The organism is Chryseobacterium suipulveris (assembly GCF_022811685.1).
GTDB classification, from domain to species: domain Bacteria; phylum Bacteroidota; class Bacteroidia; order Flavobacteriales; family Weeksellaceae; genus Kaistella; species Kaistella suipulveris.
Genome location: NZ_CP094532.1, coordinates 35,459 through 61,995, shown reverse-complemented (window position 1 = coordinate 61,995; position 26,537 = coordinate 35,459). Strand labels below are relative to the sequence as shown.

Here is a 26,537-nt window from a genome sequence, read left to right as displayed (position 1 = left end):
ATTCGTGGCCTACAAACCAAAAAACCACCGAAAATTTTCGATGGTTTTGCTATTTAATAGTGTAGTTCGTCTTTATTTCATTCCCGAAATAACGTTTACTGCTTCCTGAAGGTAAAGATCTTTCTGCAGGTTTTTTGTCCAGTTCTGGGTTTTCTTGGTGAATGCCTCGTCGTTTTTCTCGCGGATCACCTCATCTGGATTCAGCGTAAATTTCAGTCCGTTGTTGAATTTATCCAGTGCCTTGAATTTCTCGATCTGCGCTTTTCTGGTTTTCATCACCTCGTTGAATTTTTGCTGGTTCAGCGAAATGCTTTCTTCTTTGTCGAGTTTTTCCTTCCACTGTGCTGATTCCTGCATCAACTGGTAATTCTTGTTGTTCTGAAGTCGGGCTTCAACTCCTTTCTGCAACGCGGCTACGGAGAAATAGTTCATCGGTTGGTACGCAACCGCAGGAATTTTGTCCCACGCTAAAGCGTAATCGTCATATCGCTCGCCAACTTCCGCATAGGTAAAGAAGTCCTTCATCTGAATATCGGACTGGATTCCTTTTCTTTGGGTGGATTCACCTGTTACTCGGTAGAATTTCTGAATGGTCAGTTTCAGCGAACCGAAATCGTCGTTGGTGCTCAAAAATCTGTTTAAATCTACGAAAGTCTGCACCGTTCCTTTACCGAAACTTTGCGGCGAACCGATCACTACGCCTCTTCCGTAATCCTGCATTGCTCCCGCCAAAATTTCAGAAGCCGAAGCCGAAAGCTCGTTCTGCATAATCACAACAGGACCTGTCCAAATCGGTGAATTGTTCTTATTTTTCAGTGTGTTGATCTTCCCGTTTCCGTCTTTAACCTGAACAAAAGGACCTGCATTCATGAAAAGTCCCATGATGTCGCCCACTTCGGTCAAGCTTCCGCCACCATTATTTCTAAGGTCGAGGATAATTCCCTGAACTCCTTGCGGTTTCAGTTTCAGGATTTCATTCTTGATATCGTCGGAAGCATTTCTGCCTTTTGGATCTTCAAAATCTGCATTAAAACTTGGCAAGTTGATAAAGCCATACTTTTTCCCATCCGCAGAGTTTACGATGATGCTTCTCGCAAAGGTATCTTCAATCGCCACTTCTTCACGAATCATTGTCACTTCTTTGATGGTCTTGTCTTTTTTCTCAACGGTCAAGGTAACTTTGGTTCCCTTCTCACCGCGGATCAGTCGAACCGCCTCGTCCGAAAGCATTCCCACAACGTTTACCGCGTCTTCATTTGGTTTTGACCGTACTTTCAGGATTTTGTCGCCTTCTGTTAGCTGTTTGGATTTCCACGCAGGAGCACCGATTGTTAAAGGACCGAGATAAAGGTATCCTCTTTTCTCCTGGATGATTGCACCGATTCCGATTACTTTTCCTTTGAATTGGGTGTCGAAATCTTCCTTATTTTTTGGTGAGTAATAGTTCGTGTGCGGATCAAAAACCTCGGTATAGGCATTCATGTGGACTGTGAACCAATCCATTTTGTTTCTCTTCTTGAATCTGCGGAAAGTATCGCCAATAAGGTCTTTAACTTCATCCGTTGCCTTGATTCTTTTCTGTTCTGGATTCAAGATTTCAAGTTTGATGGTGTCCTTCAAACCAAATTTCTGCACCGAGTCTTTCTTCTTTTTCTGAGCCTCTTCTTTAGCCGACATCGACTCCATTTCCTGCAGGATATTATACTTGATGTATTTTTTCCATTCATTGGCAAGTTCCGCTTTCGTAGTCGCATTTTTTCTGAGCTTTGGTTCCAGAATCAGGGTTTCTTCCTCATCGAGATTGATGGGTTTGCTCAGGATATCCTGTGTGATTTTGTCGATTTCATCTACTCTTTGATAAAGTCGGTCGATGGTCAGTTTATAAAAAGTCAGGTCGCCCCTGTTCAAATAATCGTCGAGTTTGGTTTTGTGTTTGGCAAATTCATCCATATCCGACTGCATAAAATATCTTTTCGAAGCATCCACCATTTCAAAATAATGTTTGTAAACTTCTTGTGAATATGCGTCGTTAATGGCTTTAGGCGAATAATGAAGATAAGAAAGTGTATTTTTCACACTCACCATAATAGTCGACATCTTCTCATCATCATTTTTTGGCGAGTTGAAGCAAAACACCAAACTGGTCAGCGGAATGAAAAGTAAAAGGGTATTGAGTTTAAATTTCTTGAACATGCTAAGTTGATAATAACCGATTTGTTAAAAATATTGCCGTTTTGTTACAGGACTTTACAGAATATCAAAATTAATACCTTATTTATATTTAACCACTATTTTTTTAAGTATTTTTGTAGAAAACAGTTCTTTTTAACCAAAAAATTGTTTCAGCTGAAAATTTCTGAAATACTAAACAAATACAAGTTATGCAGAGACCTTTGATCTTAGTCACCAATGACGACGGAATTACCGCGCCAGGAATACGAAACTTAGTAGAATTTATGAATGAAATCGGTGAAGTCGTAGTAGTTGCCCCCAATTCGCCACAATCAGGAAAAGGTCACGCCATCACCATCAACCAAACTTTAACTTTTGAGGAAATCGGTTTAGAGGGACCGCAGAAAGATTTCTCGCTTTCGGGAACTCCGGTTGATTGCGTGAAATTTGCCTTAGACAAAATCCTTCCAAGAAAACCCGATTTGGTCGTTTCTGGAATTAACCATGGTGCAAACTCTTCCATTAATGTCATTTACTCGGGAACCATGAGTGCCGCTGTTGAAGCTGGAGTCGAAGGTTTGCAGGCAATTGGCTTCTCGCTGCTCGATTTTTCATGGGATGCCGATTTTCTTCAGGCGAAAGACTATATCCAAAGTATTGTAAGAAAAGTTCTCGAAAATCCTTTACCTAAAGGAGTTGTGCTGAATGTGAACATCCCGAAACTCGCCAAAGATGAGATTAAAGGAGTGAAAGTCTGCAAGCAGGCGAACGCAAAATGGGAAGAAAATTTCGATGAGCGCATTAATCCCCACGGTAAAAAATATTACTGGTTAACCGGATATTTCAACAATATGGACAAAAGCGAGGATGCCGATGAAACCGCACTTGCAGAAGGTTATATCTCGATTGTCCCCGTGAAGTTTGATTTGACGGCGCACGAATATTTAAAGGAACTTGAAACCGTAATGCAATTTTAATTCAACATAAATTTGACAAAATGAGAATTGAAACAGAACTGAAACTTGGTTTTAAAGACGTGATGATCCGCCCGAAACGCTCTACCCTGAAATCGAGAGCGCAGGTAAGTTTGGAGCGGACCTTCACCTTTAGAAACTCGCAGAAAAAATGGAGCGGAGTTCCCATCATCGCTGCAAATATGGACACAGTCGGAACTTTCGAAATGGCGGAAGCTCTTGCCAAGGTGAAAATTATGACCGCGATCCACAAACATTATTCGATTGAGGAATGGAGCGAGTTTCTGAAAAACCAGGACGATTCTATTTACGAATACATCGCATTAAGCACAGGAACAGGAAAAGCTGATGACGAGAAAATAAAGCTGATTATGCAGAAACATCCGAAAATTCAGTTTCTGTGTATCGATGTTGCTAACGGCTATTCCGAGCATTTTGTGGATTTTGTTTCAAAAGCGAGAAAAACTTTTCCCGATAAAACCATTATTGCAGGAAACGTCGTGACCGGAGAAATGGTGGAAGAACTGATTTTAGCCGGAGCAGACATTGTGAAAGTCGGAATCGGTCCTGGTTCGGTTTGCACAACGAGAATCAAAACAGGAGTTGGTTATCCGCAACTTTCGGCGATCATCGAATGTGCCGACGCAGCACACGGACTTGGCGGACATATCATTTCCGACGGTGGCTGTAAAATTCCTGGCGATGTGGCGAAAGCTTTCGGAGGAGGAGCAGATTTTGTGATGTTGGGCGGAATGTTTGCCGGTCACGACGAAAGCGGCGGCGAAATTATGGAAGAAAATGGTAAAAGGTTTCGACTTTTCTATGGAATGAGTTCACAAACCGCGATGGACAAACATTCAGGCGGCGTTGCCGAATACCGCGCTTCGGAAGGAAAAACGGTGAAAGTTCCTTATAAAGGTGCCGTTTCCGACACGGTAAAAGATATTCTGGGCGGCGTTCGCTCTACATGCACCTATGTAGGCGCATCGCAATTACGCGAACTTTCAAAACGCACAACTTTTATTCGCGTTGCGGAGCAGGAGAACCAGATTTTTAAGGACTAAAAGCTAAAACGATTCAGATAGCCGCCAAAACTTCCCTCAGTTTTTTGGCGGCTTTTTTTACTTCTTCTGTCCAATCGTTTGCGGCGGAATCATCGGCGCCGTCGGAAATGTATTTTAGGCAGAGAAAAGGAATTTCTTCCCTTTGCGCAGTCAAAGCCAAAGCATACGCTTCCATATCGACCACCCGATAAGCATCTGTAGAATGTGCATTTTCAAAATGGTCGCCTGTTCCGCAAATTTCTTTATGTAACCCATTGATTATTAATCCATAATCTAAAACTATCGGATCATCTGAAAGTGGTGTTTTGTACATTTCAAAACCCAATTCTCTCACATCCATATCTCTTTGAATAAACTGGGTGCAACAAACGATTTCGCCTTTCTCAAAACCAAAACCTCCCGCAGTTCCAAGATTGATAATAAGGTCAGGTTTGTTGTTCTGAAGATATTTTAAAAGTCGGAAAGTCGCATTGACTTTTCCAATTCCCGTGAAAATCTTTTCGCAGTCATCGAACTCATTTCCTGCTTCGGATTTAAGCGCGAAAACGAGGATCGGATTGCTGTATTCTATTCCGTTGATGGTTAGTTTCATAAGTTTAGAACAAGATTCTGGGATCGGTTCTCTGTGTTTTTAAGTATTCTAAGTCAGCAAACCACCGTCAACATGCAGAACCTGTCCTGTAACATAAGCGGACATCTCCGAACCGAGGAAAACACAGGCGTTGGCAACATCTTCTGGAAGTCCGCCACGTTTCATCGGAACGTCGTCTCTCCATTGCTCGATGACTTTTTGGTCTAAAGCTGCGGTCATTTCAGTTTCAATAAAACCGGGAGCAATCGCGTTGCAGCGGATATTTCTTGAACCCAGTTCCAAAGCAACAGACTTTGTAAAGCCGATTACACCCGCTTTCGACGCAGCATAATTCGCCTGTCCTGCATTTCCCTGAATTCCCACCACCGACGACATATTGATAATGGATCCGCTTCTCGCCTTCATCATAGGTTTGATCACAGCTTTGGTGAGGTTAAAAACGGAATCAAGGTTGGTTCTCATAATTACATCCCAATCATCTTTGGACATTCTCAAAAGCAGGTTATCTTTAGTAATTCCGGCATTATTGATGAGAATGTCGATCTGACCGAATTCGGCGAGAACTTCGTCCACCAATTTCTGCGCAGCATCAAAATCCGACGCATCCGATTGATAACTTTTCGCCATTGTAATTTTCGAAAGCTCCTCTTCCAGTGCTTTTGCTTTGTCCACAGATCCTGCATAAGTAAAGGCAACTTTAGCGCCCTGCTTTGCAAAAACCTCTGCGATTCCCTTTCCGATTCCGCGTGTTGCACCTGTGATGAGGGCAACTTTTCCTTCTAATAGTTTCATATTTTTAATTATCTAAATCGTGTTGTTAATAATTAAGACAATCTCCCCCTTCAACGTTTTGCTTTTTGAAAACGCGATGAGTTCATCGATTGTTCCCCTTTTTGTTTCTTCAAATTTTTTGGAGATTTCCCTGCTCAAACTGACTTTCGTTTGATCTCCGAAAAATTCCTTAATCTGTTCCAAAGTCGTATTGATCTTGTGTGGACTCTCATACAGAACAATGGTTTTCTGCTCTTCCGCAAGTTGTTTAAGTTTTGTCTGCCTTCCTTTTTTTTGAGGCAAAAACCCCGCGAAATAGAAATCGTGATTGGGCAAACCAGAAACCACCAAAGCCGGAACAAAAGCGGTCGCACCAGGTAAACAGATCATTTCGATATTTTCATCTGCGCAAGCTTTGGCAAGAAGATAACCCGGATCCGAAATTCCAGGAGTTCCTGCATCGGTGATGATCGCGATATTTTGTCCGTTTTTCAAATCCTCAATTACCTTCTGCGTGCTGTGATGTTCGTTGTGTAAGTGATAGGATTTCAAAGGTTTAGCTATATCATAATGTTTTAGAAGCACTCCAGAAGTTCGGGTATCTTCACAAAGAATATAATCCACCTCCTTCAGCACGTTGATTGCCCTGAAAGTCATATCTTCCAGATTTCCGATGGGTGTTGGTACGAAGTAAAGGGTTCCGCTCATAGCTTATCGAATAGATCCTTACAAAACTCCTCCAAACTCGGATCTCTTGCTCCCATTAACAGCAACACCGTTCCTTCCTGAAGTTTGGGTTTGAGTTTTTCGAGAAGGTCATTTCTGTTTTCAACAAAAAAAGCAATTTTACCTTTTGCGGAAATGTCCTTCACCAAATCGTTTGCAGAGATATCTTTCTCAGCAGTTCCGCCTGCATAGAAAATCTCGCTCATCCAAATTTCATCCTGTGGTCGCACTGATGCGGAAATTTCTTCCACAAAATCGTTTCGCAAAAACTTCGTCGGTTTGTAGCCATGTGGTTGGAACCATGCGATTAGTTTCTTTGCCAAAGGTTGACACGCCTTAATCGACGCTGCACATTTTGCGGGATTATGGGCATAATCGTCGATCACCCAAACTCCGTTTTTCTGTCCGAGAATTTGATGGCGGCGGTAAATTCCTTCGTAATGCTCCAAAGAATCGGCGCAGACTTTCAGGTCAACACCAATCTGATTTGCAACGGCGATCGCAGCGGCGGCATTTTCTGCACTGTGACGACCAATCGAATTCATCAGCACCGATTGACCAAGAATTCTAAAGGAAAGTTCAAAACCATCCTGGTTAAAATCGGTCACCGTATATTTTGCGTTTTCATCCTCAAAACCAAAATCGTAATTGTTATTTGCAGACAAAGTTTTCGCTAATGTATTGGACTGATTTACAACAAATAAACCCTTTGTATTACTTTTAAAAACAGTGAATAAATCAATGAGTTCGTCAATTTCCTGGTGGTCTTTGTCGATATTCAGAAGAAGGCCGATTTCAGGTTCGTACTGTACTACAGAACCGTCGCTTTCATCGGCTTCGATGATGAGCCATTCTCCTTTTCCGACAAATGCGTTCCCAATTTTTCCCTTTTTAATAATGGAAGTCAAACCGGCGCCAGAAATAATGCTCGGTTCCATTTTCGCATCCATCAAGATTTGAAAAAGCATTGCTGAAGTTGTTGATTTTCCAGAAGTTCCAGCTACCGCAATCGTTTTTTTACTTTTGGCAATGATGGAAAGCAGTTCGCTTCGTCTGATAATAGGAATTCCCAATTCCTTGGCTTTCTGCACTTCGTAAACCGTATCTTCAATCGCTGTGGAAACTACGATCAAATCAGTGTTTTCTGTAATTCCGCTTCCGTCTTGAAGAAAACATTTAATTCCTTCCGCTTCAAGCTGTTCCTTGGTTTTGTTGTATTCGTTGGGATGGAAATAGCGGTCGCTTCCTGAGACATTTTTCCCTGTTCCCTTCAAATATTGGGCGATTGCGCTCATTCCCACTCCTGCAATTCCGATGAAGAAAGGATTCTTAAAATCTGTGATGTGTTTAATCATTTTTGATGGTCGGAAATCCGTATTGCGAATCCCGAAGATAATTTTTGATGTATTTTGGATCCCGAATTTTTCCGTTTAAAGAAACTTGTTCTCAACCAAAGACCAAAGCCGTTGCGCGTATTCATCGACTTTTTCCCAGTTTTTTTGGTAATAGATGTCGCTCAGATATTGTTTTGCGTCATCGAGATTATCGTAGGAGTTGAGCTGGTCAATCGTTCTTTTGAGTTCATCGGCATCACCGTTGAAAAGCAGTTTTGTGAAGGCAACCTTGTCATTCAGATCAATCCTGAATTCAGGTTTCTTTTTCTCTGCCTCCATAAAGTCGGTCGGAATATTGGTTTTCAGCAAGCTTCCCGAATCTGGAGCGGAAGTTTTTTCTTCCTCAATTTCCTTTAGCGGATCGTCGTCGAATAAATTTTGAACGGCCTTCAAACCCTTGATGTGCGCAAGTTTAAATCTTTTTTCTGAATGGTGGGAAGGTGCTTTTTCCTGCTCAAAAACCTCTGCTTTAGGCGGATGCGCAATTTCTTCTTTAGAAAAATCTACAATCTTTCTGCGGCGCTCCTCCAATTCGAGAAATTCTCTTTCCTTCTGAGCTACCATTTCTTTATACTCCGATGAATGAATATCTTCAATTTTTTGCTCCTGATCTTCAACATTTTCTACTTTCGCAGGTTCTTCAGCAGTAAATGATTCTTCGTTTGCTATCTCTGAAACTGGTTGTACAGCGACTTCTTCGTCATCGATTTCGTTCAGTTCATTATTAAAAATCACCTCCTCCTCGATCACATCTTCTTCAAAAAGATTTTCATTATCCGTTTCGTGGATGGTCGCATTTACCAAGTTTTCATTATTTTGGTTTAAGTGCTGATTGTCAATTATTTGTGAAGCTTCTTCAACAACAAAGCTGCTGCTGTTTTTCTCTAAAATCCTAAGGAAAGCAATTCTGTCCGTCACCTCTGAAAACAAATCCTGCTTTGCAAGAAGTTCGTCAATACTGTTGATTTTCGAGAGCGACTCGAGGACAGTTTTGGCTTCAAAAAAAATCTTTTCCTGTATATCCTGAAGGTTTTGCATAATAAAAGTGTTGGTAAAATTCCTTATTTTTGATGTTTAAATATTACGGCTAATTTAACAAATGTTTTTAGAAAATACAATAAATCACGCCAAACAAAGCGGTTGGATGGAGGTTATTTGCGGGTCGATGTTTTCGGGGAAAACCGAGGAACTGATCCGGCGTCTTCGGCGGGCGGAAATGGCGGGACAAAATGTTGAAATTTTCAAACCGAAACTCGATACGCGATACGCGGAAGAGGAAGTGGTTTCGCACAACCAGAACAAAATCCGAAGCACACCTGTTGAAAGTCCGAACGAAATTCTTCTTCTGGGTTCAACCTGCGACGTGGTGGGAATTGATGAAGCCCAGTTTTTCGACGAAAGCATTGTTGAAATCGCCAATCAACTGGCAAACAGCGGAATACGGGTTGTGATAGCAGGACTCGACATGGATTTTATGGGTCGACCTTTCGGACCAATGCCAAATTTGATGGCGACTGCCGAATATGTCACAAAAGTTCACGCGATTTGCAAACGGACAGGAAACTTAGCCAACTACTCGATGCGGACTTCCGCAAATACCGATTTGGTGCAGCTTGGCGAAACGGAAAGTTATGAAGCGGTAAGCAGAAAGGTTTTTAATGACGAGTTCCTCAACAAAAAACAATGAACTACACCACCAAAGAAATCGCGGAAATCACCAATTCTACCTTAATTGGCGATGATAAATTAGCTGTAAAAAACATTGCTTTTGACAGCAGAACAATTTTTTCAACGCTCAACACGGCTTTTCTCGCGATCAATACTTCTAAAAATTCTGGAGAGAAATACATTCAGTCGGCCATCGAAAAAGGAGTTGGAGTAATTATTTCTGAACATCAGATTGCAGAAATCAAAAATGTTACCTGGATTTTGGTTAAAGATTCCGTGAAGTTTATCCAAGATCTCGCAAGATATCACCTTCGTCGGTTTCACCTGAAAACTATCGGAATTACAGGAAGCAACGGTAAAACTATTGTGAAAGAGTGGCTTTACCAAAGTTTGTTTGATGAGCTGAAAACCGTGAAAAGTCCGAAAAGTTTCAACTCGCAAATCGGGCTTCCTATCTCGTTGCTGGAAATCAATGAAAAACATCAATTAGGAATTTTCGAAGTCGGAATTTCAAAACCGGGAGAAATGGAAATTTTGGAGGAGATTTTCTCTCCGAAAATTGGAATTCTTACCCATATTGGTTCTGCTCATATTTCAAATTTTGAAAACGAAAGCGAACTGATTTTAGAAAAACTCAAACTGTTCAAAGATTCAGAAACTATTATTTTTAATGGCGATAATGATCTGGTTTTTAATATTATTAATAACCTGTACTCAACTAAAAAATTAATATCATTTGGTTTAAAAGAGCACAACGATATTTTTAACAAAAGCAATTGGAAGGACAAAAACGTTGACTTGATCATTCAATATTTTGACGAGGAAATATCCGTTCCCGTTCAGCAAAGAGATGAGGCGACACTGAGTAATGTACTTTGTGTGATTGCGGTGTTGAAAGAATTCAATTTTGCAAACGAAAAGATCATTGCAAAACTTAATGCGCTGAAATCAGTCGAAATGCGGCTCGAAAGTGTCAATGGATTACGCAACAATTTGATTATCAATGACTCATTCAACCTTGATTTAGATTCTTTGAAAATTGCGTATCAGTTTATCAATGAGTATAATAAATCTGAGAAAACTTTAATTCTAACCGATTTTGTGGAAGGAAAAGATTCTGACAAACTTTATCCGGAAGTTGCAGAGTTGACCAACCAGCAAAATTTTAAGAAAATATTCCTGATCGGACAGGAAATTTCGAAAAGACAAAAACTCTTTAACGCTGAAACTTATACTTTTAGTAATACTCAGGAATTAATTGACAATCATCAACTTAATCAAATTGAAAATGAACTGATCTTATTAAAAGGTGCCAGAAAATTCGAGATTGAAAAGGTAAAAAACCATCTCGAGCTTCAAAAACACGATACGGTTCTCGAAGTCAATCTGAATGCAATTCTTCACAATATCAATGTTCATAAATCTTTGCTGAAGCCAGAAACCAAAATAATGGCTATGGTAAAGGCATATTCCTATGGATTAGGCGGTTACGAAGTTGCAGAATTCCTGCAACACCATCATATTGATTATCTTGGAGTTGCGTACGCAGACGAAGGTGTAGATCTGCGAAAAAACGGCATAACCTCACCCATTATGGTGATGAATCCTGAACAGCACAGCTACGACATCATCATCGACTATAATCTGGAACCGGAAATCTACAGTTTCCGCGTGCTTGAACTTTTCAACGAGCAGTTAAAAATGAAAGGAATTCAGCACAAGTATCCAATCCATATCAAATTAGAAACAGGGATGCATCGTCTTGGTTTTAAGACTGATGAAACCAGTGACCTCATTGAAAAGTTGAACTCGATGAATGTGAAAGTCGAGAGTATTTTCAGCCACCTTTCGTCATCAGATGATCTTTCGGAAAAGGATTACACCTTAGAACAAATCAGTACTTTTGATAGAAATTCTGCAAAGTTGATTTCGGGATTGAATTACAAACCGATTCGTCATATATTAAACACTTCTGGAATTGTAAATTACTCTGATTATCAATTTGATATGGTAAGAATCGGTATTGGAATGGTAGGTATTTCATCCAGTCCTCAAGTCAAAAAGCAACTTCAGAATGCCGTGACTTTCAAGACAGTCATCTCGCAAATTTCAGAATTACACAGTGGAGAATCAGTTGGTTACAACCGAAGATTCCAATCGGATGAAGAAACGAGAATCGCCACAATTCCTGTTGGTTATGCGGATGGAATTCCGAGATTAATCGGCAACAAGGTTGGAAGTGTGGGCATCAACAACATAAAATTCCCGATTGTGGGCAATGTATGTATGGATATGATGATGCTCAACATCGGAAATTTCCCAGCAAAAGAAGGCGACGAAGTGATTATTTTCAACGCCAATCCAACCTTGGAAGAATTTGCAGAATATTGTAAAACAATACCTTACGAGGTTTTAACATCAATTTCGAGGAGGGTAAAAAGAATTTACATTAAGGATTAATGAGCAAGAATTATCCAATGGTTGAATTTATTATCTATGTTGAAGACCAACACAGAAGCAGAAACTTTTATGAAAAAATATTGGAAATGAAACCTGCGCTAGACGTTCCTGGGATGACAGAGTTTCTCCTCAACGAAAATGCCAAACTGGGAATCATGCCATGTTCCGGAATCGCCAAAATATTGGGTGAAAAACTACCAAATCCCTCATTAGCAAAAGGAATTCCGAAATGTGAACTCTACCTTTATGTCGATAATATTGACAGCAGATTTAAGATCGCACTTGAAGCGGGCGCAAAATTGGTGAGCAAAATTGAAAAAAGAAACTGGGGTGATAAAGTTTGTTATTTTAGCGATGATGATGGCAACGTAATTGCATTTGCAGAAAAATGAAAAAACTACTAACGTTGATGATTATTTTCTTTTCCTGGATTCAGCTGAATTCCCAGGTAAAAGAAGGTTTGAAGATATCCAAAAATGCCAAAATCGGGTTGTCCCTTGCAGGAGGAGGCGCAAAAGGTTTCGCCCATATCGGAGCTTTGAAAGTGCTTGATTCTCTTGGAGTTAAAGTAGATTATATTTCAGGAACAAGTATGGGTGCAATCGTCGGTGGGCTTTATGCTTCTGGCTATACCGGAAAGGAGATTGAGAAAATCATGATGGATACCGATTTCTACACCATCATCGCCAACGAAAAAACTCGGCAGCAAACAAGCTTCTTTGAAAAATCGGTTGATAAATATCTGCTCACTATTCCAATCGTCCACGGAAAAGTGAATGTTTTACCTAAAGCAATTTCTACAGGTCAGAAGAATATTTATCTCTTAAAGGAACTCTTTAAAAACGTTTCAAATATTGAGGATTTCTCAAAACTTCCGATTCCTTTTATGTGCGTTGCAACCAACCTCGAAAGCGGAAAAATGGAGGTTTTCGAGAAAGGAGATTTGGTGAGTGCAATTATGGCGAGCTCAGCATTTCCATCATTAATGGATCCTGTGAAAGTTGGTGATTCATTGTATATCGACGGTGCGATGACAGTCAACTATCCTTCTAAACCTTTGAAGGACAAAGGGATAGATATTGTAATCGGTGTAGATTTAAGTCAGGGTTTGGCTAAAAGAAAAGATCTGCAGTCAGCAATCTCTATCCTGAACCAGGTGATCGATTTCGGGATTCAAAAGGAAACAAAAAACCAATACAAATATACCGACATCAATATTCATCCTAACTTGACGGGGGTGAATGCAACAAGTTACGACGCTAAAAGTGCGATTCTGGATTCCGGATTTGTAGCTGCGAGGAAATATGAGCGAATCCTCTCCACACTGCCAAAAAGGGAAAAAAATCTTTTGCGGGCACCAATCAGCGACATCTACAGCAACGTTTATAAAATCGACAGTCTGGATGTTGAGAACAACGATATTTACGGCAAGAACTACATTCTGGGGAAGATGAACCTAAAACTGCCTTCAATGCAGACCTATGGAAGCATCAACAAAATGATCGACAAACTCTACGCAACCAATAACTACAAACTAATTAACTACGACCTTATTCAGGACGAAAATAAGAATTACCTGAAGCTTTTTGTAACGGAAGATAATGCTCGTTTTTTCTTAAAATTCGGGCTGCATTACGACGAAATATTCAAAACGGGACTCCTCATTAACGCCACTGTAAAACGGCTGCTCTTTAGAAACTCGACGATTTCTCTTGACCTGGTTGTTGGCGACAAACCGCGATACTACTTTAATTATTTCATCGATAACGGGTACATCCCGGGATTCGGAGTTTATGCATCGGGAATGACTTTGGATAATTATGATAAAGACTTTAATTTGTACGAACGCCGCAACTGGTTCAGAAACGAGGTCTTCATCCAGTCGATTTGGAGGGACAAATTCGCGATCGGAGGTGGAATAAGTCACGACTATTTTGAGGCAAAAACACCGGGTGAACCTACCTACTCTAATCCACACAATTTCATCAATCCGTATGTCTTTATCAAAAGCGATACACAGGATGATCGCGGTTTCCCGGTTCGTGGATTCTTGCTCAACATTGAAGGAAAACTCCTGGATCTCCTCAACAAAGACCAAAAAGGGCGAACTTTTCAGACAAAAATCACCACACACATCAATTTTCCGTTTGCTGATTGGTTCACCTACCGACTTCGGCTCTTTGGTGGATTTACACTCGGCGACGAATTAAGCAGCTACTACAATTACGGAATCGGCGGTATCTTCGAGCAAAATCTCGGTAATTATACTTCTTTCCGTGGTTATGAGTTTGGACAAGTGATGTCGAAAAACCTGCTCACTGCGGAAAATATCTTCCAGTTCAAAATTCTAAAAAACTATTTTGCAGATGGCAGTTTCGGTTTAGGAAATCACTTCAACGACCTCAAAGTTGACAAAATTTTCGCCATCGTAGAGACTTCGGCTGGGATTTCTGCCGGTTACCGGTCACCATTTGGCCAGGTCAAACTCAACTACAGCCGCTCTCTTAACAGGAATAATGGCGTTTTCAGCGTTATATTAGGACATTGGTTTTAAGAAAATGATACAGTTCTTTTTTGAAAATATTGATGAGATCAGTCTTGGCGACAATACAAAAAATTGGCTCCTTTCACTCATCACATCCGAAGACAAGAAACCCGGCGAAATCAACTATATCTTTTGTGATGACGAGTATCTTCTTCGGGTCAATAAAGACTTTCTCAACCATGATTACTATACCGACATCATCACCTTCGACTACGTGAAAGGCAAAACTATTTCGGGAGATATTTTCGTATCTTTGCCCCGCATTTTTGAGAACGCCACGAATCTTTCCAATGATTTTAATGTCGAGTTACACAGGGTTTTAGCTCACGGTGTGCTGCATTTGATCGGGTATAAAGACAAGACCGACGAAGAAATTACAGAAATGCGAAATAAGGAAGATTTTTATTTAAACATTCTTTAGGAGCTTTTTCCCGCTTTCCCCTGTCTGCCGACAGGCAGGGTTCATACTCCTCACTCCATCGCTTTTGCCAACGCGTGTTGCGGGGTAACCGCTGCAATCGCGGCTAAAGAAACAGGAAGTTTTTTATAGGAATTTTTCGCAATGTTTCACGTGAAACATTATTAATTTTCAAGAGTATGATAAACGAAATATACGACGTCATCGTAGTTGGAGCAGGACACGCCGGTTGTGAAGCAGCTGCAGCTGCAGCAAATCTCGGTTCTAAAACCTTGCTGATCACGATGAATATGCAAACCATCGGACAAATGAGCTGCAATCCCGCAATGGGCGGAATTGCAAAAGGTCAGATTGTGCGTGAAATCGATGCAATGGGAGGTTACTCAGGAATTGTTGCCGATAAATCTGCAATCCAGTTCAAGATGCTCAACCTTTCCAAAGGACCTGCAATGTGGTCACCGCGAACTCAGAACGATCGTATGATGTTTGCCGAAGAATGGCGATTAGCTCTGGAAAATACGCCAAATCTTGATTTTTTCCAAGACATGGTTAAAAGCTTAACCATTGAGAATGATCAGGTTACAGGCGTTATAACTTCGTTGGGAATCCAAATCAAAGGGAAATCCGTAGTGCTCACCAACGGAACATTTCTGAACGGCTTAATCCACGTTGGAGACAAACAATTAGGCGGAGGAAGAATGGGTGAACCAAGAGCTTTCGGAATTACAGAGCAATTAGTTTCACTCGGTTTCGAAGCAGGGAGAATGAAAACGGGAACTCCACCGCGTGTTGACGGAAGATCACTCGATTACTCCAAAATGGAAGAGCAGAAAGGCGACGAAAATCCACAGAAATTTTCCTATTTAGATACTCCAAAACTCACCAAACAACTCAGCTGCCACATCGTTTATACCAACGAAACCGTACACGAAATTTTACGTGAAGGATTCGACAGAAGTCCGATGTTTAATGGTACCATTCAAAGTTTGGGTCCAAGATACTGTCCAAGTATTGAAGACAAAATCAACCGATTTGCTGAAAGAAACCGTCACCAACTTTTCGTGGAGCCGGAAGGTTGGCGAACCATAGAAATCTATGTAAACGGGTTCAGCTCCTCACTACCTGAAGAAGTCCAAATCAAGGCAATGAAACACATTCCAGGTTTCGAAAACGTGAAAGTCTTTCGACCTGGTTACGCCATTGAATACGACTACTTCCCTCCTACCCAACTTTACCATACTTTGGAAACCAAACTGATTAAGAAACTCTATTTCGCTGGCCAAATCAACGGAACTACAGGATATGAAGAAGCTGCAGGACAAGGTTTAATTGCAGGAATCAATGCTCATAATAAAGTACACGACAAAGGCGAATTTACGCTAAATAGAGATGAAGCATATATCGGTGTTCTCATCGACGATCTCATTACTAAAGGCACTGAAGAACCCTACAGAATGTTCACTTCTCGAGCAGAGTATAGACTATTGCTAAGACAGGATAATGCAGATATTCGATTAACCGAAAAATCCTATAATTTAGGTTTGGCAAAAGAAGAACGTCTAAGAAAAGTTGAGGAAAAGATTTCGAAAAGCAATGAACTTGAAGAAATTTTAAAAGAAACTTCCCTTAAACCAGGGATCATTAATCCGATTTTGGAGACGATCGAGTCCTCCCCTGTTGATCAAGCATACAGAGCATCGCAGATTCTAACCCGACCCAACATGACTTTGGAAAAACTGGAAAAAATCGACTTTATCAAAGAAAAAACAGAATCCTACTCCGAAGAAGTTCGTGAACAGGCGGAAATCAATATCAAATACCGTGGTTACATTGAAAAGGAGAAGGAAAACGTTGCTAAGTTGAACCGTTTGGAAACCATCAAAATTCCGGAAGATTTTGACTTTACCAAAATCGCCTCCCTATCTTCAGAAGCAAGACAAAAGCTGAATAAAGTACAACCAAAAACCATTGCACAGGCAGGGAGAATCAGTGGAGTTTCCCCAGCCGACATCAATGTGCTCCTGATCTATTTAGGCAGATAAAACGAAATGTTTCACGTGAAACATTTTAAAATAATTTGAAACTGTAGAATGAAAATCAAAGACCTATTTCTAACCCAGGAAGATTTCGAGATTATAGAAACCGAAATCCCCGGAATACTTCAAACCGTTCCACTTCCACAGGATTTGGGAAGATATTACGAGAGTAAGGACTATATTTCACACCATCAGGATTCAGGTTCTTTGAAAGAAAAACTGTACAAGTTTTTGCAGATATTCAACCTTAGTTATAAGAAACATATCCTCGCCGATTTTATAGGCAAAGGAAAAACCGTTTTAGATTACGGATGCGGCGCTGGCGAATTTGTTAAATTCATCGAAAAAGATTTTAAGGTTTTAGGTTTCGAACCCAACGAATCTGCTCGAACTGCAGCTAAAAACAAAATTTCTAAATCTAAAATTATTGATAGTCTAACTACTATTGAAAACCAATCTTTGGACGCAATCACTTTATGGCACGTCTTCGAACATATTGATAATCAATCAGATATCTTACAAACATTCTATAATAAACTGAAAGACAATGGTTTATTAATTATCGCAGTTCCGAACCACACTTCAGACGATGCCAAAAGGTATAAAGAATTTTGGGCAGCTTATGATGTTCCCCGACACGTTTACCATTTCTCAAAATCGGGAATGGAAAAATTAATGAACAACGAAAACTGGAAACTCAAAAAAATTAAACCACTCCTACTCGATTCATTCTATATTTCTATGCTCAGCGAAAAATATAAAAAATCCCGACTTTTTTGGCTCAAAGGAATGTTTTACGGAATGATTTCGAACATTAAGGCATCAAAAAACGGCGAATTTTCGAGTTTGATATATATTATCGAAAAAAAATAGTTTTTTTATTTTTGGCCAGTTTCTGAAAGCCATTTTTTTACCAAATTTCATCATTTTGAAAAAATTTATCCCTCTACTTTTTCTTTTCCCACAGATTTTTACCGCACAGGAAAACAAAGATGTTTTTCTTGGGTACAGTTCGGTTTACGCAACAAGTGTTGGAAAAATTAATGGCGATATAAAAAACTATATTTCCGGCCAACAAATCACCATCGGAAAAGATTTGACAAATAGCAACCAGGAATGGGTAAAATATTTATCTGCAAAAAATATCAATTTTAATTTGGTTCATCTCGACATGAATCAGATGCAGAAAGATTTGTGGGGAAGAAATTACGCTTTTGGTGATGCTTATGCTGCAACCGCCAACATCGACTTTCGGTTGGCTAAATTAGGAAATGTGGATTTGCTCTTCTCCCCTACTGTCGGACTTTCGTACATCACAAAAACTGTTTACACCGACCCTGATTCGTATTTTTTTGGGAGCCATCTGAACGCAGTTTTCGATGCTGGATTAGGAATAGAATATCAGTTTCTAAAAGATTTTGCATTAACTTCAAAGGTATCTTTTCTCCATTTCTCAAACGGTGGAATCCAGCTCCCCAACGCAGGTGTGAACACCCTTGCTGCAACAGTGGGCATTAAAAAGAACATCATCGCTTCGAAGAAAAATGAAGAAACCAACGACGAAATCATAAAAAGCGAAATGAAAAAACATGGCTTCGAATTCAGCATTGGTGCAGGTCAACGCGGGAAATACAAAATCAAGGAAGCATTCTACCGAGTAACTTTCTCGTCCGCTTATTCCTATTTCATCAACAATATGATTGGCTTTAAAGCAGGTTTGGACGCAGTGTATTACGACCAGGTTTTCAATCCACTGGTTTACGATGATTCCGTTCCCTATTGGGGAAAATCGTATGAACACATCAGAGTCGGTGCAAGTTTGGGAACAGAAATCAAGATGAACAAACTTTCTTTTAATGCCAATTACGGAACTTATGTTTACTTTAAAAGTCCATATAACCAAAAAACCTACTGGAAAGCTGGATTACGTTATTACATCACTCCGAAAATCGGTATAGAATCAATGATGTACGCACATAAAGTTCAGGCAGATATCATTTCTTTCGGCGCATTTGTTCGGTTGTAAAGAACCAACTTTCTCAAGAAAATAATTCGATTTTCGAAATAAACCTAAATTTGATTACCCCAACCCTAAAAGGAGCAAATTTAGAATTATTTCGTGGGAAATTTTCCTCCCTTTAGGGAAGGGGTAAAAAAATTTCATCACAAAAAAAAAATTTGGACATACCTTAATATGCCCAAATTCTCCGTTAAACTAAAAATTTAGTTTAAATCAATTATTAATCGCGGAAACTCCTGGAAGCTCCTTGCCTTCAAGACTTTCTAGCATAGCTCCTCCTCCTGTCGATACATAACTTACCTTATCGTCGTAGCCAAACTGCTTAACAAAAGCCACAGAATCGCCACCACCAACTAAAGAGAAAGCACCAAGACGCGTCGCTTCAGCAATACTGTCGCCGAGTGCAACTGTTCCTGCAGCGAAGTTCGGCATTTCGAAAACACCAATCGGACCGTTCCAAAGTATGGTTCGCGAATTCATAATCACATCATTGAACAGTTCACGGCTTTTCGGACCTGCGTCGAGTCCCATCCAACCTTGAGGAATATCAAAAATATCGGCATCCTTTCGCTCCGCGTCATTGTTGAATTCATCGGCAATCACGGCATCCACAGGTAAATAGATCTTCACATTTTGCGCTCTCGCTCTTTCCATAATTTCCAAGGCAAGGGTTTGCTTATCTTCCTCGATCAGCGAATTACCGATTTGTCCTCCCAAAGCTTTAATAAAAGTAAATGCCATTCCACCACCGATAATCATATTGTTTACCGCAGGCAAAATATTTTCGATAATGGTAATCTTAGTGGAAACTTTAGAACCACCAAGGATTGCAGTCACAGGTTTTTCTCCTTTTTTTAATACTTTATCAATCGCTTCAAGTTCCTGTGCCATCAGTAAACCGAAAAATTTAGTTGAAGGAAAAAACTGAGCTATCACTGCAGTCGAAGCGTGCTCTCTGTGCGCAGTTCCAAACGCGTCATTCACGTAGGCATCCGCATACTTCGATAGTTTTTCAGCAAAATCTTTGTCTCCCGCTTCTTCCTCGTTATAGAATCTCAGATTCTCCAAAAGCAGGATCTCACCTGGCTTTAGATTTCCAGTCATATTCTGCGCGTCTTCTCCCATACAGTCCGGACAGAACTTCACTTCTCTTCCGAGTACGCTTTCAATTTCAGGTACGATATTTTTCAGCGAGAATTCTTCGGTAACCTTCCCTTTCGGTCTTCCAAGATGCGTCATCAGAATTACCGAACCGCCATCATTTAGGATTTTCTCCACGGTAGGTTTCACTGCCTGAATCCTGGTATTGTCCGTCACTTTCAAATCAGCACTTTGCGGCACGTTGAAATCCACCCGAACCAGTGCTTTTTTGTCTCTAAAATTGTAATCCTGAATTGTCTTCATAATGGTTTGATTTTTGGTTTCACAAATTTAAGATTTAATCCCACGATTAAAAATTAAAATCCATTTAAAAATCCACAAACTGCCAAAACTCATTTTCCCAACAATATTTTCTTTTCTTTTAAAAAAATAAATGGGTAGTGTTGTTGTAGTCCACGTTTTTGTGGAGAACTTTTCTTCTTTTTTTGGTAACAATTCGTTCAAACTCAATTCATATTCGATTCACATTTTAAGTGGTTGAAATTGAGTAGATTTTAACACTTACCAACAATTGTCGATAACTGCTATGAAAGGCATTCCTTTAAAAACCGTCTATGGAAAACTTCATCAATTTAACACGATAAAGAAAAACAGAAAGATTTGCGGCAATCCAAAAATTTTGTTCAATATGAATTAAAAATGAATAAAGAAAGGAAATCTTTTGCGCACTTATCCACATCAACTCACGGCGATCTTCACAAGTTATTATTTTTTGGGTGTGCCCCTCTCCTTTCCTTATCCAGCAGCTCGGGTCGCACTTTCCGCTGCAATCTCCTTCCCTGGCTGATCCCGACGCAGGAGTATTTCCGCTGCAATCGCTCACACGGGTTTTGGATTTCTAAGCCAAGTTTCTTTTCAATACAAAGAGCTTTTACATTAATAATCTTAAATTTGTAAGGACTCAAAAATCAAAAAAGAAAAAATGAAAAAAATAGCCATCGCCTGTGACCACGCGGGATTCGAGTATAAGGAATACCTCAAAAATCAGCTAAAAGATCGATACGAGATTCAGGATTTCGGAACCAACACCCCCGATTCTGTGGATTATCCCGACTTTGTACATCCCGCCGCAACTTCCGTTGAAAACGGCGAAAACGAAATGGGAATCCTCATCTGCGGAAGCGGACAAGGCGTGCAACTATCGGCAAACAAACACCAGAAAATCCGTTGTGCGCTGTGTTGGATGCCCGAACTCGCAGAACTTTCCCGACAGCACAACAACTGCAATATGATCGCAATTCCTGCAAGATTCATCGCAAAAGAACTCGCCCTGCAAATTGTAGAAAAATTTCTCGAAACCCCATTCGAAGGCGGAAGACACGAGAAAAGAGTGGAGAAGATTGCTTTTTGCTAAATGCTTTCTGGTGAAAAATAGAATATTTTATAAAGCTAATGTTAGAAAACTCCGAGAAAATTTTCATTTCTGAAATAAAAGAAAAAATCAGAAATGCCCAATACGAAGCAATGAAGGTGGTAAACACTGCCCTCATCAATCTTTATTGGGAAATCGGAAAATCTATTTCGGAGAAACAGACTGAAAATTGGGGTAAATCGGTTGTTCCCACACTTTCAAAAGAACTACAAAAAGAGTTTCCAGGAGCTGGAGGATTTTCTGAAGGAAATCTATGGTTGATGGCACAGTTTTATAATGAGTATCAATCAGTTGAAAATCTCGCACCATTGGTACGAGAAATTAGCTGGTCTAAACATATTACTATTTTAAGAAAATGTAAGGAACCAAAACAAAGAGAATTCTATATTCTTGCCACTAAGAAATTTGGGTGGACTAAAAATGTACTCATCCATCAAATCGAGAACAGAACTTTCGAAAAATATCTGCTGAATCAAACTAATTTTGAACAGACGCTCCCCGAAAAAATAAAAAAGCAGGCAATACTCGCTATCAAAGATGAATATACTTTTGAGTTCTTAAACCTATCCGAAGAACATTCTGAAAAAGAATTAGAAGAAAAGTTGGTTCAAAATATCAGAAATTTCCTCATTGAGCTCGGACCCAATTTCACTTTTGTTGGTAATCAGTACAGAATATTTGCAAGTGATAAAGAGTACTTTATTGATTTACTCCTTTACCATCGCGAACTACAATGCTTAATTGCAATTGATTTGAAGGTTGGAGAATTCATGTCCGAACATAAAGGCAAAATGGAATTTTACCTAAACGTACTGAACGATACCTTAAAACTTCCTCACGAAAATGAAGCGATAGGAATCATAATCTGTAAAGAAAAAGACCGCACTATTGTTGAATATTCCTTGAAAACTGGCAATCTTCCGATGGGTATTGCGGTATATTAAAACAACTCCAGAGCTGCCGAAAGACTATCAAAAATTTTTACCAAACCATCAAGAATTATCAGATAAAATTGAAGAGTTTTTGGAGGTGCTAAAATCTTAATTAAAAAAATGGCAAAAAAATCAAAATTTATATCCCATAAAAATAACCATAAACTACAGGAAATCGGTCGATTGATTTTGCGGTTTATGAACGAAAAATCGACCAAAATCTACAACTATAAACAGATTGCAGACGGTATCGACTACCGAAATCCAAGACAGCGCGAACAGGTGATTCAGGCGCTGCACAAACTCCTCGCAGAAGACCGAATCAAGCAGGTCGAGAAAGGAAAATACATCGTCAATCTAAAGATTGAAGGAACTTTAACAGGAGTCATCGACTTTAACCAAACAGGAAATGCCTACGTAAAAGTGGAAGGTTTGGAAGAAGATATCTTCGTACACGCTAAAAACGTGAAGCACGCGATGCAGGGGGATACCGTATTAATCGTGACCTATCACTTCAAAGGAAAAAAAATCGAGGGCTCCGTTCTGGAAGTTTTAGAAAGAAGCCGCGAAGAATTTGTAGGAACTTTCCAGCTGATCAAGCACAAAGACTTCGGATTTGTAGTAAGCGATAAAAAGTCGATCAATACTGATATTTTCATCCCGAAAGGAAAAATGCTCACCGCACAGGACGGCGATAAGGTCCTGGTGAAAATGCTGAAATGGGATTCCAATTCCAAAAATCCTGAAGGTGAAATCATCAAGGTTCTCGGTGCTCCAGGTGAACACGAAACCGAGATCCATTCGATCCTTGCGGAATATGGTTTGCCTTATTCCTTCACTGAAGAAGTGGAGAGAGAAGCCGACGAAATCGACAGAGCCATCCACGACAGCGAAGTTGCAAAACGCCGGGATATGCGTGATGTGCTCACTTTCACGATCGACCCGAAAGATGCGAAAGATTTCGACGATGCGCTTTCCATCAGAAAACTTCAGAACGGAAACTGGGAAATCGGTGTCCACATCGCAGATGTTTCACATTATGTGGTTCCAGGAACCCTAATTGATGACGAAGCTTACGATCGCGCAACTTCCGTTTATTTGGTCGATAGAGTAGTGCCGATGCTTCCGGAAGTTCTGAGCAACGATGTTTGTTCGCTGCGTCCGAATGAGGATAAATATACTTTTTCCGCAGTTTTTGAACTGGATGATAATGCGAATGTTCTCAATCAATGGTTTGGTAGAACCGTAATCCATTCCGACAGAAGATATTCTTACGAAGAAGCCCAGGAAAGGATTGAGACAGGAAAAGGCGATTTGGCTGAAGAAATTCTCACGCTCGATCGTTTAGCAAAAACGCTTAGAAAAGACCGTATCAATAAAGGTGCGATCACTTTCGACCGAAGTGAAGTCCGCTTTAACCTCGATGAGAATAATGAACCGATCGGAGTTTACTTCAAAGTCAGCAAAGATTCAAACCACCTGATTGAAGAATTTATGTTGTTGGCCAACAGAAAGGTTTCGGAATATATTTCCCTAAACAGAAAAGGCGAACCGACGAATCTGACCTTTATTTACCGTGTCCACGATGATCCGGATCCTGCGAAACTGGAGGCGCTCCGCGATTTTGTGGGAACTTTTGGCTATAAGCTGAATCTTGCAAATACCAAGAAAGTGGCAGAATCTTTAAATAAACTTTTGAAGGATGTGCAGGGAAAAGGGGAGGAGAATATGATCGAGACTTTGGCGATGCGCTCGATGAGCAAAGCGATTTACTCCACCGATCCAATCGGGCATTACGGTTTGGGATTCGAGTTTTACACGCACTTTACTTCGCCGATCCGAAGATATCCCGATTTGATTGCTCACCGACTTCTGCAGCATTATTTAGACGGAGGAAAATCGGTGAGCAAACAGGAATATGAAGAAAAATGCAAACACTGTAGCAATATGGAGCGACTCGCCGCCGATGCGGAGCGGGATTCCATCAAGTTTATGCAGGTGAAGTTTATGGAGAAACATGTTGGTGAAGAATTCACGGGAGTAATTTCTGGTGTCGCCGATTTCGGTTTCTGGGTTCAGATTCCTGAAAACGGCGCAGAAGGTTTAATCAAGCTCCGTGATCTGATGGACGATTCCTATATATACGACGCAAAAAATCACCTTGTTTACGGAACCAGAACGGGTAATCAGTACCAGTTAGGCGACAATGTGAAAATCAAAGTAATGAAGGTGAATCTCATCCAGAAACAGTTGGATTTCAAGATTGTGGAGTAGAGAACCTTTTTAGTTTCAGCTTAAAAAACGATTACGATTTGCTATTTTATTTCGAATAAGGTAGCAAATTTTGTTTTGTATGTAGAACAATAAATGATGATTTTGTTTTGTATATAGAATAAAAAACCAATTTTGTTAGTTTGATTTCAAGAGAATTAATTCTCGATCGCATTGAATTTATCTCCTTTGGAAATGGCTTACTCTCCCGTAAAATCTTAAAAACGTATATTTGTAAATTGTAGAAAAGACTTTGTACGAAATACTTCAAGACCTTTTAGAATATGTTTGAACTTGTACTTTCGTCGGTCGGATTGGGAATTATGCTGAGTTTGGTCTTTATCGGGCCCATCTTTTTCCTGCTGATCGAAACCAGTTTCTCACGCGGTCCCAAACACGCAATCGTTCTGGATTTGGGCGTGGTTGTTGCCGATATTCTCTGTATCGTGGCATCGTATTTTGCGAGCGGCGATTTGGTGCAACTGATCGACAAACACCCTGGTTTCTATAGAATTACAGCGTTCATCGTTTTCATTTATGCGATTTATATGATGGTTTCCCGCACGAAAATGCACCTTCACAGCGAGGCGAAAATCATCAGTCAGAATTATATGAAGACCTTTATCAACGGTTTTCTGTTTAATATCCTCAATATCGGTGTCGTACTTTTCTGGTTGGTTACCGTAATTTCTGTGCGGAACGCTTATCCCGATACAGGCGATTTCTTGCTGTATATGGGATTGGTTGTCGGGACTTATCTATTTATCGATTTCCTTAAGATTTCTTTGGCTAAAGTCTTTCACGATAAACTGAATCAAAGGGTTGCGAATTTGATTCGCAGAAGCGTGGGAATTATTCTGGTATTTTTTAGCATCTTTATCTTCCTACAGAGTTTTAAGAAATTCAACCAGTTCGACAAAAGATTAGAGGAAGCCGAGAAAACCGAACAACGAAAAATCAAAAGATGACAAAAGAAATCGTTTTCCCTAAACCCTTAAAGAAAGGAGATAAAATCGCCATTATTTCTCCAGCAGGAGCAGTGGAGCAGTCCCAGTTGGAAAAGGGAATACAGCTGATTGTGGATAAAGGTTTTGAACCTGTTTTAAGTAAGCATCTCTACACCAAATTCTCGAACGGATACAATTATGCGGGAACAGAAAAGGAAAGAATTTCGGACCTGAACTGGGCATTCAACAATGATGAAATTTCGGCAATCTGGGCTTCAAGAGGCGGTTACGGTTGCCAACATTTGTTGCGGCATCTGAAGCTTTCCAACTTCAGAAAGAATCCGAAATGGTATATCGGTTATTCGGATAATACGGTGATTCAGAGCTTTCTGTTGAAGAACGGTTTCGCTTCCATCCACGGACAAACCATTAAAACTTCGAGTTTTGGAGTGACCGATGAAAGTTACGATCTGACTTTCGATATTCTTAAAGGAAAATTACCGAAATATAAAATTCAAAGCAACCCGTTTAATAAACCTGGAAAGATTGAAGGTCAGTTGATCGGTGGAAATCTCGCATTGATTTATGCGCTTTTGGGAACGAATTATTCTTTTAATTTTAAAGATAAGATTCTCTTTATTGAAGATATCGGCGAGAATTTTTATGCTTTAGACCGAATGTTGATGTCCCTCGATTTGGCGGGAGTTTTCAGAAAAATTAAGGGATTAATTATTGGCGGAATGACCAATATGGGCGACGAAAAAGACAACAAATCCTACGAGGAAAGTTTCGATGAATTTGCCTACAAAATTATTTCTGAAAGAATTTCTAAGTACCATTTTCCAACAGTGTTCGGATTTCCAAACGGGCATATCTACGACAATCGACCGCTCATCATTGGCGGAAATCTTAAGGTTGAGGTTAAGGAAAAGGTCAAGATCGATTTTTGAATTTGAGCAATAATTGAAAACCATTTGCAACACTGCATCAATTGCATCAAACTGTACCAATATT

General features: G+C 40.0%; 22 protein-coding genes. 15 read left to right on the top strand and 7 right to left on the bottom strand.

Annotated elements, in window-relative coordinates; all coding sequences use genetic code 11:
- Nucleotides 1–72: 72 nt before the first annotated feature.
- Entirely contained in the window at nucleotides 73–2,193 is a 2,121-nt protein-coding gene (locus MTP09_RS00295; protein WP_243549569.1) for a carboxy terminal-processing peptidase, read from the bottom strand.
- A 188-nt stretch (nucleotides 2,194–2,381) separates the two neighbouring features.
- Here MTP09_RS00295 and surE point away from each other — a divergent pair, with 188 nt between their 5' ends.
- Both surE and MTP09_RS00285 read left to right on the top strand, forming a co-directional pair.
- Nucleotides 2,382–3,149: a 5'/3'-nucleotidase SurE gene (gene surE, locus MTP09_RS00290; protein WP_243549567.1), complete on the top strand. Its 768-nt coding sequence runs from the start codon at nucleotides 2,382–2,384 to the stop codon at nucleotides 3,147–3,149.
- A 20-nt stretch (nucleotides 3,150–3,169) separates the two neighbouring features.
- Nucleotides 3,170–4,210, top strand: a complete 1,041-nt coding sequence (locus MTP09_RS00285) for a GMP reductase (protein WP_243549565.1) — start codon at nucleotides 3,170–3,172, stop codon at nucleotides 4,208–4,210.
- Between the two features lie 13 nt (nucleotides 4,211–4,223).
- Here the strand turns inward: MTP09_RS00285 and MTP09_RS00280 are convergent, their stop codons facing one another.
- The 5 genes from MTP09_RS00280 to MTP09_RS00260 all read right to left on the bottom strand — a co-directional run bounded on the left by MTP09_RS00280 (nucleotide 4,224) and on the right by MTP09_RS00260 (nucleotide 8,731).
- Nucleotides 4,224–4,802, bottom strand: coding sequence for a 5'-methylthioadenosine/S-adenosylhomocysteine nucleosidase family protein (locus tag MTP09_RS00280; protein WP_243549563.1), 579 nt, complete (start codon nucleotides 4,800–4,802; stop codon nucleotides 4,224–4,226).
- 48 nt (nucleotides 4,803–4,850) lie between these two features.
- Nucleotides 4,851–5,594, bottom strand: coding sequence for a 3-oxoacyl-[acyl-carrier-protein] reductase (gene fabG / locus MTP09_RS00275; protein WP_243549560.1), 744 nt, complete (start codon nucleotides 5,592–5,594; stop codon nucleotides 4,851–4,853).
- Between the two features lie 12 nt (nucleotides 5,595–5,606).
- Nucleotides 5,607–6,281 (bottom strand): 16S rRNA (cytidine(1402)-2'-O)-methyltransferase, encoded by a 675-nt coding sequence (rsmI, locus tag MTP09_RS00270; RefSeq protein ID WP_243549558.1) that lies wholly within the window; start codon nucleotides 6,279–6,281, stop codon nucleotides 5,607–5,609.
- Nucleotides 6,278–7,654 carry a UDP-N-acetylmuramate--L-alanine ligase gene (locus tag MTP09_RS00265; RefSeq protein ID WP_243549555.1) on the bottom strand — a complete coding sequence of 459 codons (1,377 nt, stop codon included), beginning with the start codon at nucleotides 7,652–7,654 and terminating at the stop codon, nucleotides 6,278–6,280. The genes rsmI and MTP09_RS00265 overlap by 4 nt, the downstream gene beginning before the upstream one ends.
- A gap of 75 nt (nucleotides 7,655–7,729) precedes the next feature.
- A complete protein-coding gene (locus MTP09_RS00260; RefSeq protein WP_243549553.1) occupies nucleotides 7,730–8,731 on the bottom strand; it encodes a hypothetical protein in 1,002 nt (333 codons plus the stop codon).
- A gap of 61 nt (nucleotides 8,732–8,792) precedes the next feature.
- Between MTP09_RS00260 and MTP09_RS00255 the strand changes: the two genes are divergently transcribed.
- From MTP09_RS00255 to MTP09_RS00220, 8 genes are all read left to right on the top strand, one after another.
- Nucleotides 8,793–9,380 carry a thymidine kinase gene (locus tag MTP09_RS00255; RefSeq protein WP_243549551.1) on the top strand — a complete coding sequence of 196 codons (588 nt, stop codon included), beginning with the start codon at nucleotides 8,793–8,795 and terminating at the stop codon, nucleotides 9,378–9,380.
- On the top strand, nucleotides 9,377–11,821 hold the full coding sequence (locus MTP09_RS00250; RefSeq protein WP_243549549.1) for a bifunctional UDP-N-acetylmuramoyl-tripeptide:D-alanyl-D-alanine ligase/alanine racemase: 2,445 nt from the start codon (nucleotides 9,377–9,379) through the stop codon (nucleotides 11,819–11,821). Before MTP09_RS00255 ends, MTP09_RS00250 begins: the two co-directional genes overlap by 4 nt.
- Nucleotides 11,821–12,213, top strand: coding sequence for a VOC family protein (locus MTP09_RS00245; RefSeq protein ID WP_317618763.1), 393 nt, complete (start codon nucleotides 11,821–11,823; stop codon nucleotides 12,211–12,213). Before MTP09_RS00250 ends, MTP09_RS00245 begins: the two co-directional genes overlap by 1 nt.
- Nucleotides 12,210–14,375, top strand: a complete 2,166-nt coding sequence (locus MTP09_RS00240) for a patatin-like phospholipase family protein (protein ID WP_243549546.1) — start codon at nucleotides 12,210–12,212, stop codon at nucleotides 14,373–14,375. Before MTP09_RS00245 ends, MTP09_RS00240 begins: the two co-directional genes overlap by 4 nt.
- A 4-nt stretch (nucleotides 14,376–14,379) precedes the next feature.
- Nucleotides 14,380–14,787 (top strand): rRNA maturation RNase YbeY, encoded by a 408-nt coding sequence (ybeY, locus tag MTP09_RS00235; RefSeq protein ID WP_243549544.1) that lies wholly within the window; start codon nucleotides 14,380–14,382, stop codon nucleotides 14,785–14,787.
- A 176-nt stretch (nucleotides 14,788–14,963) separates the two neighbouring features.
- Nucleotides 14,964–16,826 carry a tRNA uridine-5-carboxymethylaminomethyl(34) synthesis enzyme MnmG gene (gene mnmG, locus MTP09_RS00230; protein ID WP_243549542.1) on the top strand — a complete coding sequence of 621 codons (1,863 nt, stop codon included), beginning with the start codon at nucleotides 14,964–14,966 and terminating at the stop codon, nucleotides 16,824–16,826.
- A 48-nt stretch (nucleotides 16,827–16,874) separates the two neighbouring features.
- Nucleotides 16,875–17,693 carry a class I SAM-dependent methyltransferase gene (locus tag MTP09_RS00225; RefSeq protein ID WP_243549539.1) on the top strand — a complete coding sequence of 273 codons (819 nt, stop codon included), beginning with the start codon at nucleotides 16,875–16,877 and terminating at the stop codon, nucleotides 17,691–17,693.
- Between the two features lie 55 nt (nucleotides 17,694–17,748).
- Entirely contained in the window at nucleotides 17,749–18,846 is a 1,098-nt protein-coding gene (locus MTP09_RS00220; RefSeq protein WP_243549537.1) for an acyloxyacyl hydrolase, read from the top strand.
- A gap of 207 nt (nucleotides 18,847–19,053) precedes the next feature.
- On the opposite strand, the gene MTP09_RS00215 is transcribed toward MTP09_RS00220, so the two are convergent.
- On the bottom strand, nucleotides 19,054–20,244 hold the full coding sequence (locus tag MTP09_RS00215) for a phosphoglycerate kinase (RefSeq protein ID WP_243549535.1): 1,191 nt from the start codon (nucleotides 20,242–20,244) through the stop codon (nucleotides 19,054–19,056).
- Nucleotides 20,245–20,923: 679 nt separating this feature from the next.
- Between MTP09_RS00215 and rpiB the strand changes: the two genes are divergently transcribed.
- The 5 genes from rpiB (at nucleotide 20,924) to MTP09_RS00190 (ending at nucleotide 26,473) form a co-directional block, all read left to right on the top strand.
- The gene (rpiB, locus tag MTP09_RS00210; protein ID WP_243549533.1) at nucleotides 20,924–21,355 is read left to right on the top strand and encodes a ribose 5-phosphate isomerase B; all 432 of its coding nucleotides are present in this window, start codon (nucleotides 20,924–20,926) and stop codon (nucleotides 21,353–21,355) included.
- Between the two features lie 38 nt (nucleotides 21,356–21,393).
- Complete coding sequence (locus MTP09_RS00205) at nucleotides 21,394–22,317, top strand: PDDEXK nuclease domain-containing protein (RefSeq protein ID WP_243549531.1); 924 nt, start codon at nucleotides 21,394–21,396, stop codon at nucleotides 22,315–22,317.
- 108 nt (nucleotides 22,318–22,425) lie between these two features.
- Nucleotides 22,426–24,579, top strand: a complete 2,154-nt coding sequence (gene rnr / locus MTP09_RS00200; protein ID WP_243549505.1) for a ribonuclease R — start codon at nucleotides 22,426–22,428, stop codon at nucleotides 24,577–24,579.
- Between the two features lie 281 nt (nucleotides 24,580–24,860).
- Nucleotides 24,861–25,544 carry a LysE family translocator gene (locus tag MTP09_RS00195; RefSeq protein WP_243549502.1) on the top strand — a complete coding sequence of 228 codons (684 nt, stop codon included), beginning with the start codon at nucleotides 24,861–24,863 and terminating at the stop codon, nucleotides 25,542–25,544.
- Entirely contained in the window at nucleotides 25,541–26,473 is a 933-nt protein-coding gene (locus MTP09_RS00190) for a S66 peptidase family protein (RefSeq protein WP_243549500.1), read from the top strand. Before MTP09_RS00195 ends, MTP09_RS00190 begins: the two co-directional genes overlap by 4 nt.
- The last annotated feature ends 64 nt before the right edge of the window (nucleotides 26,474–26,537 follow it).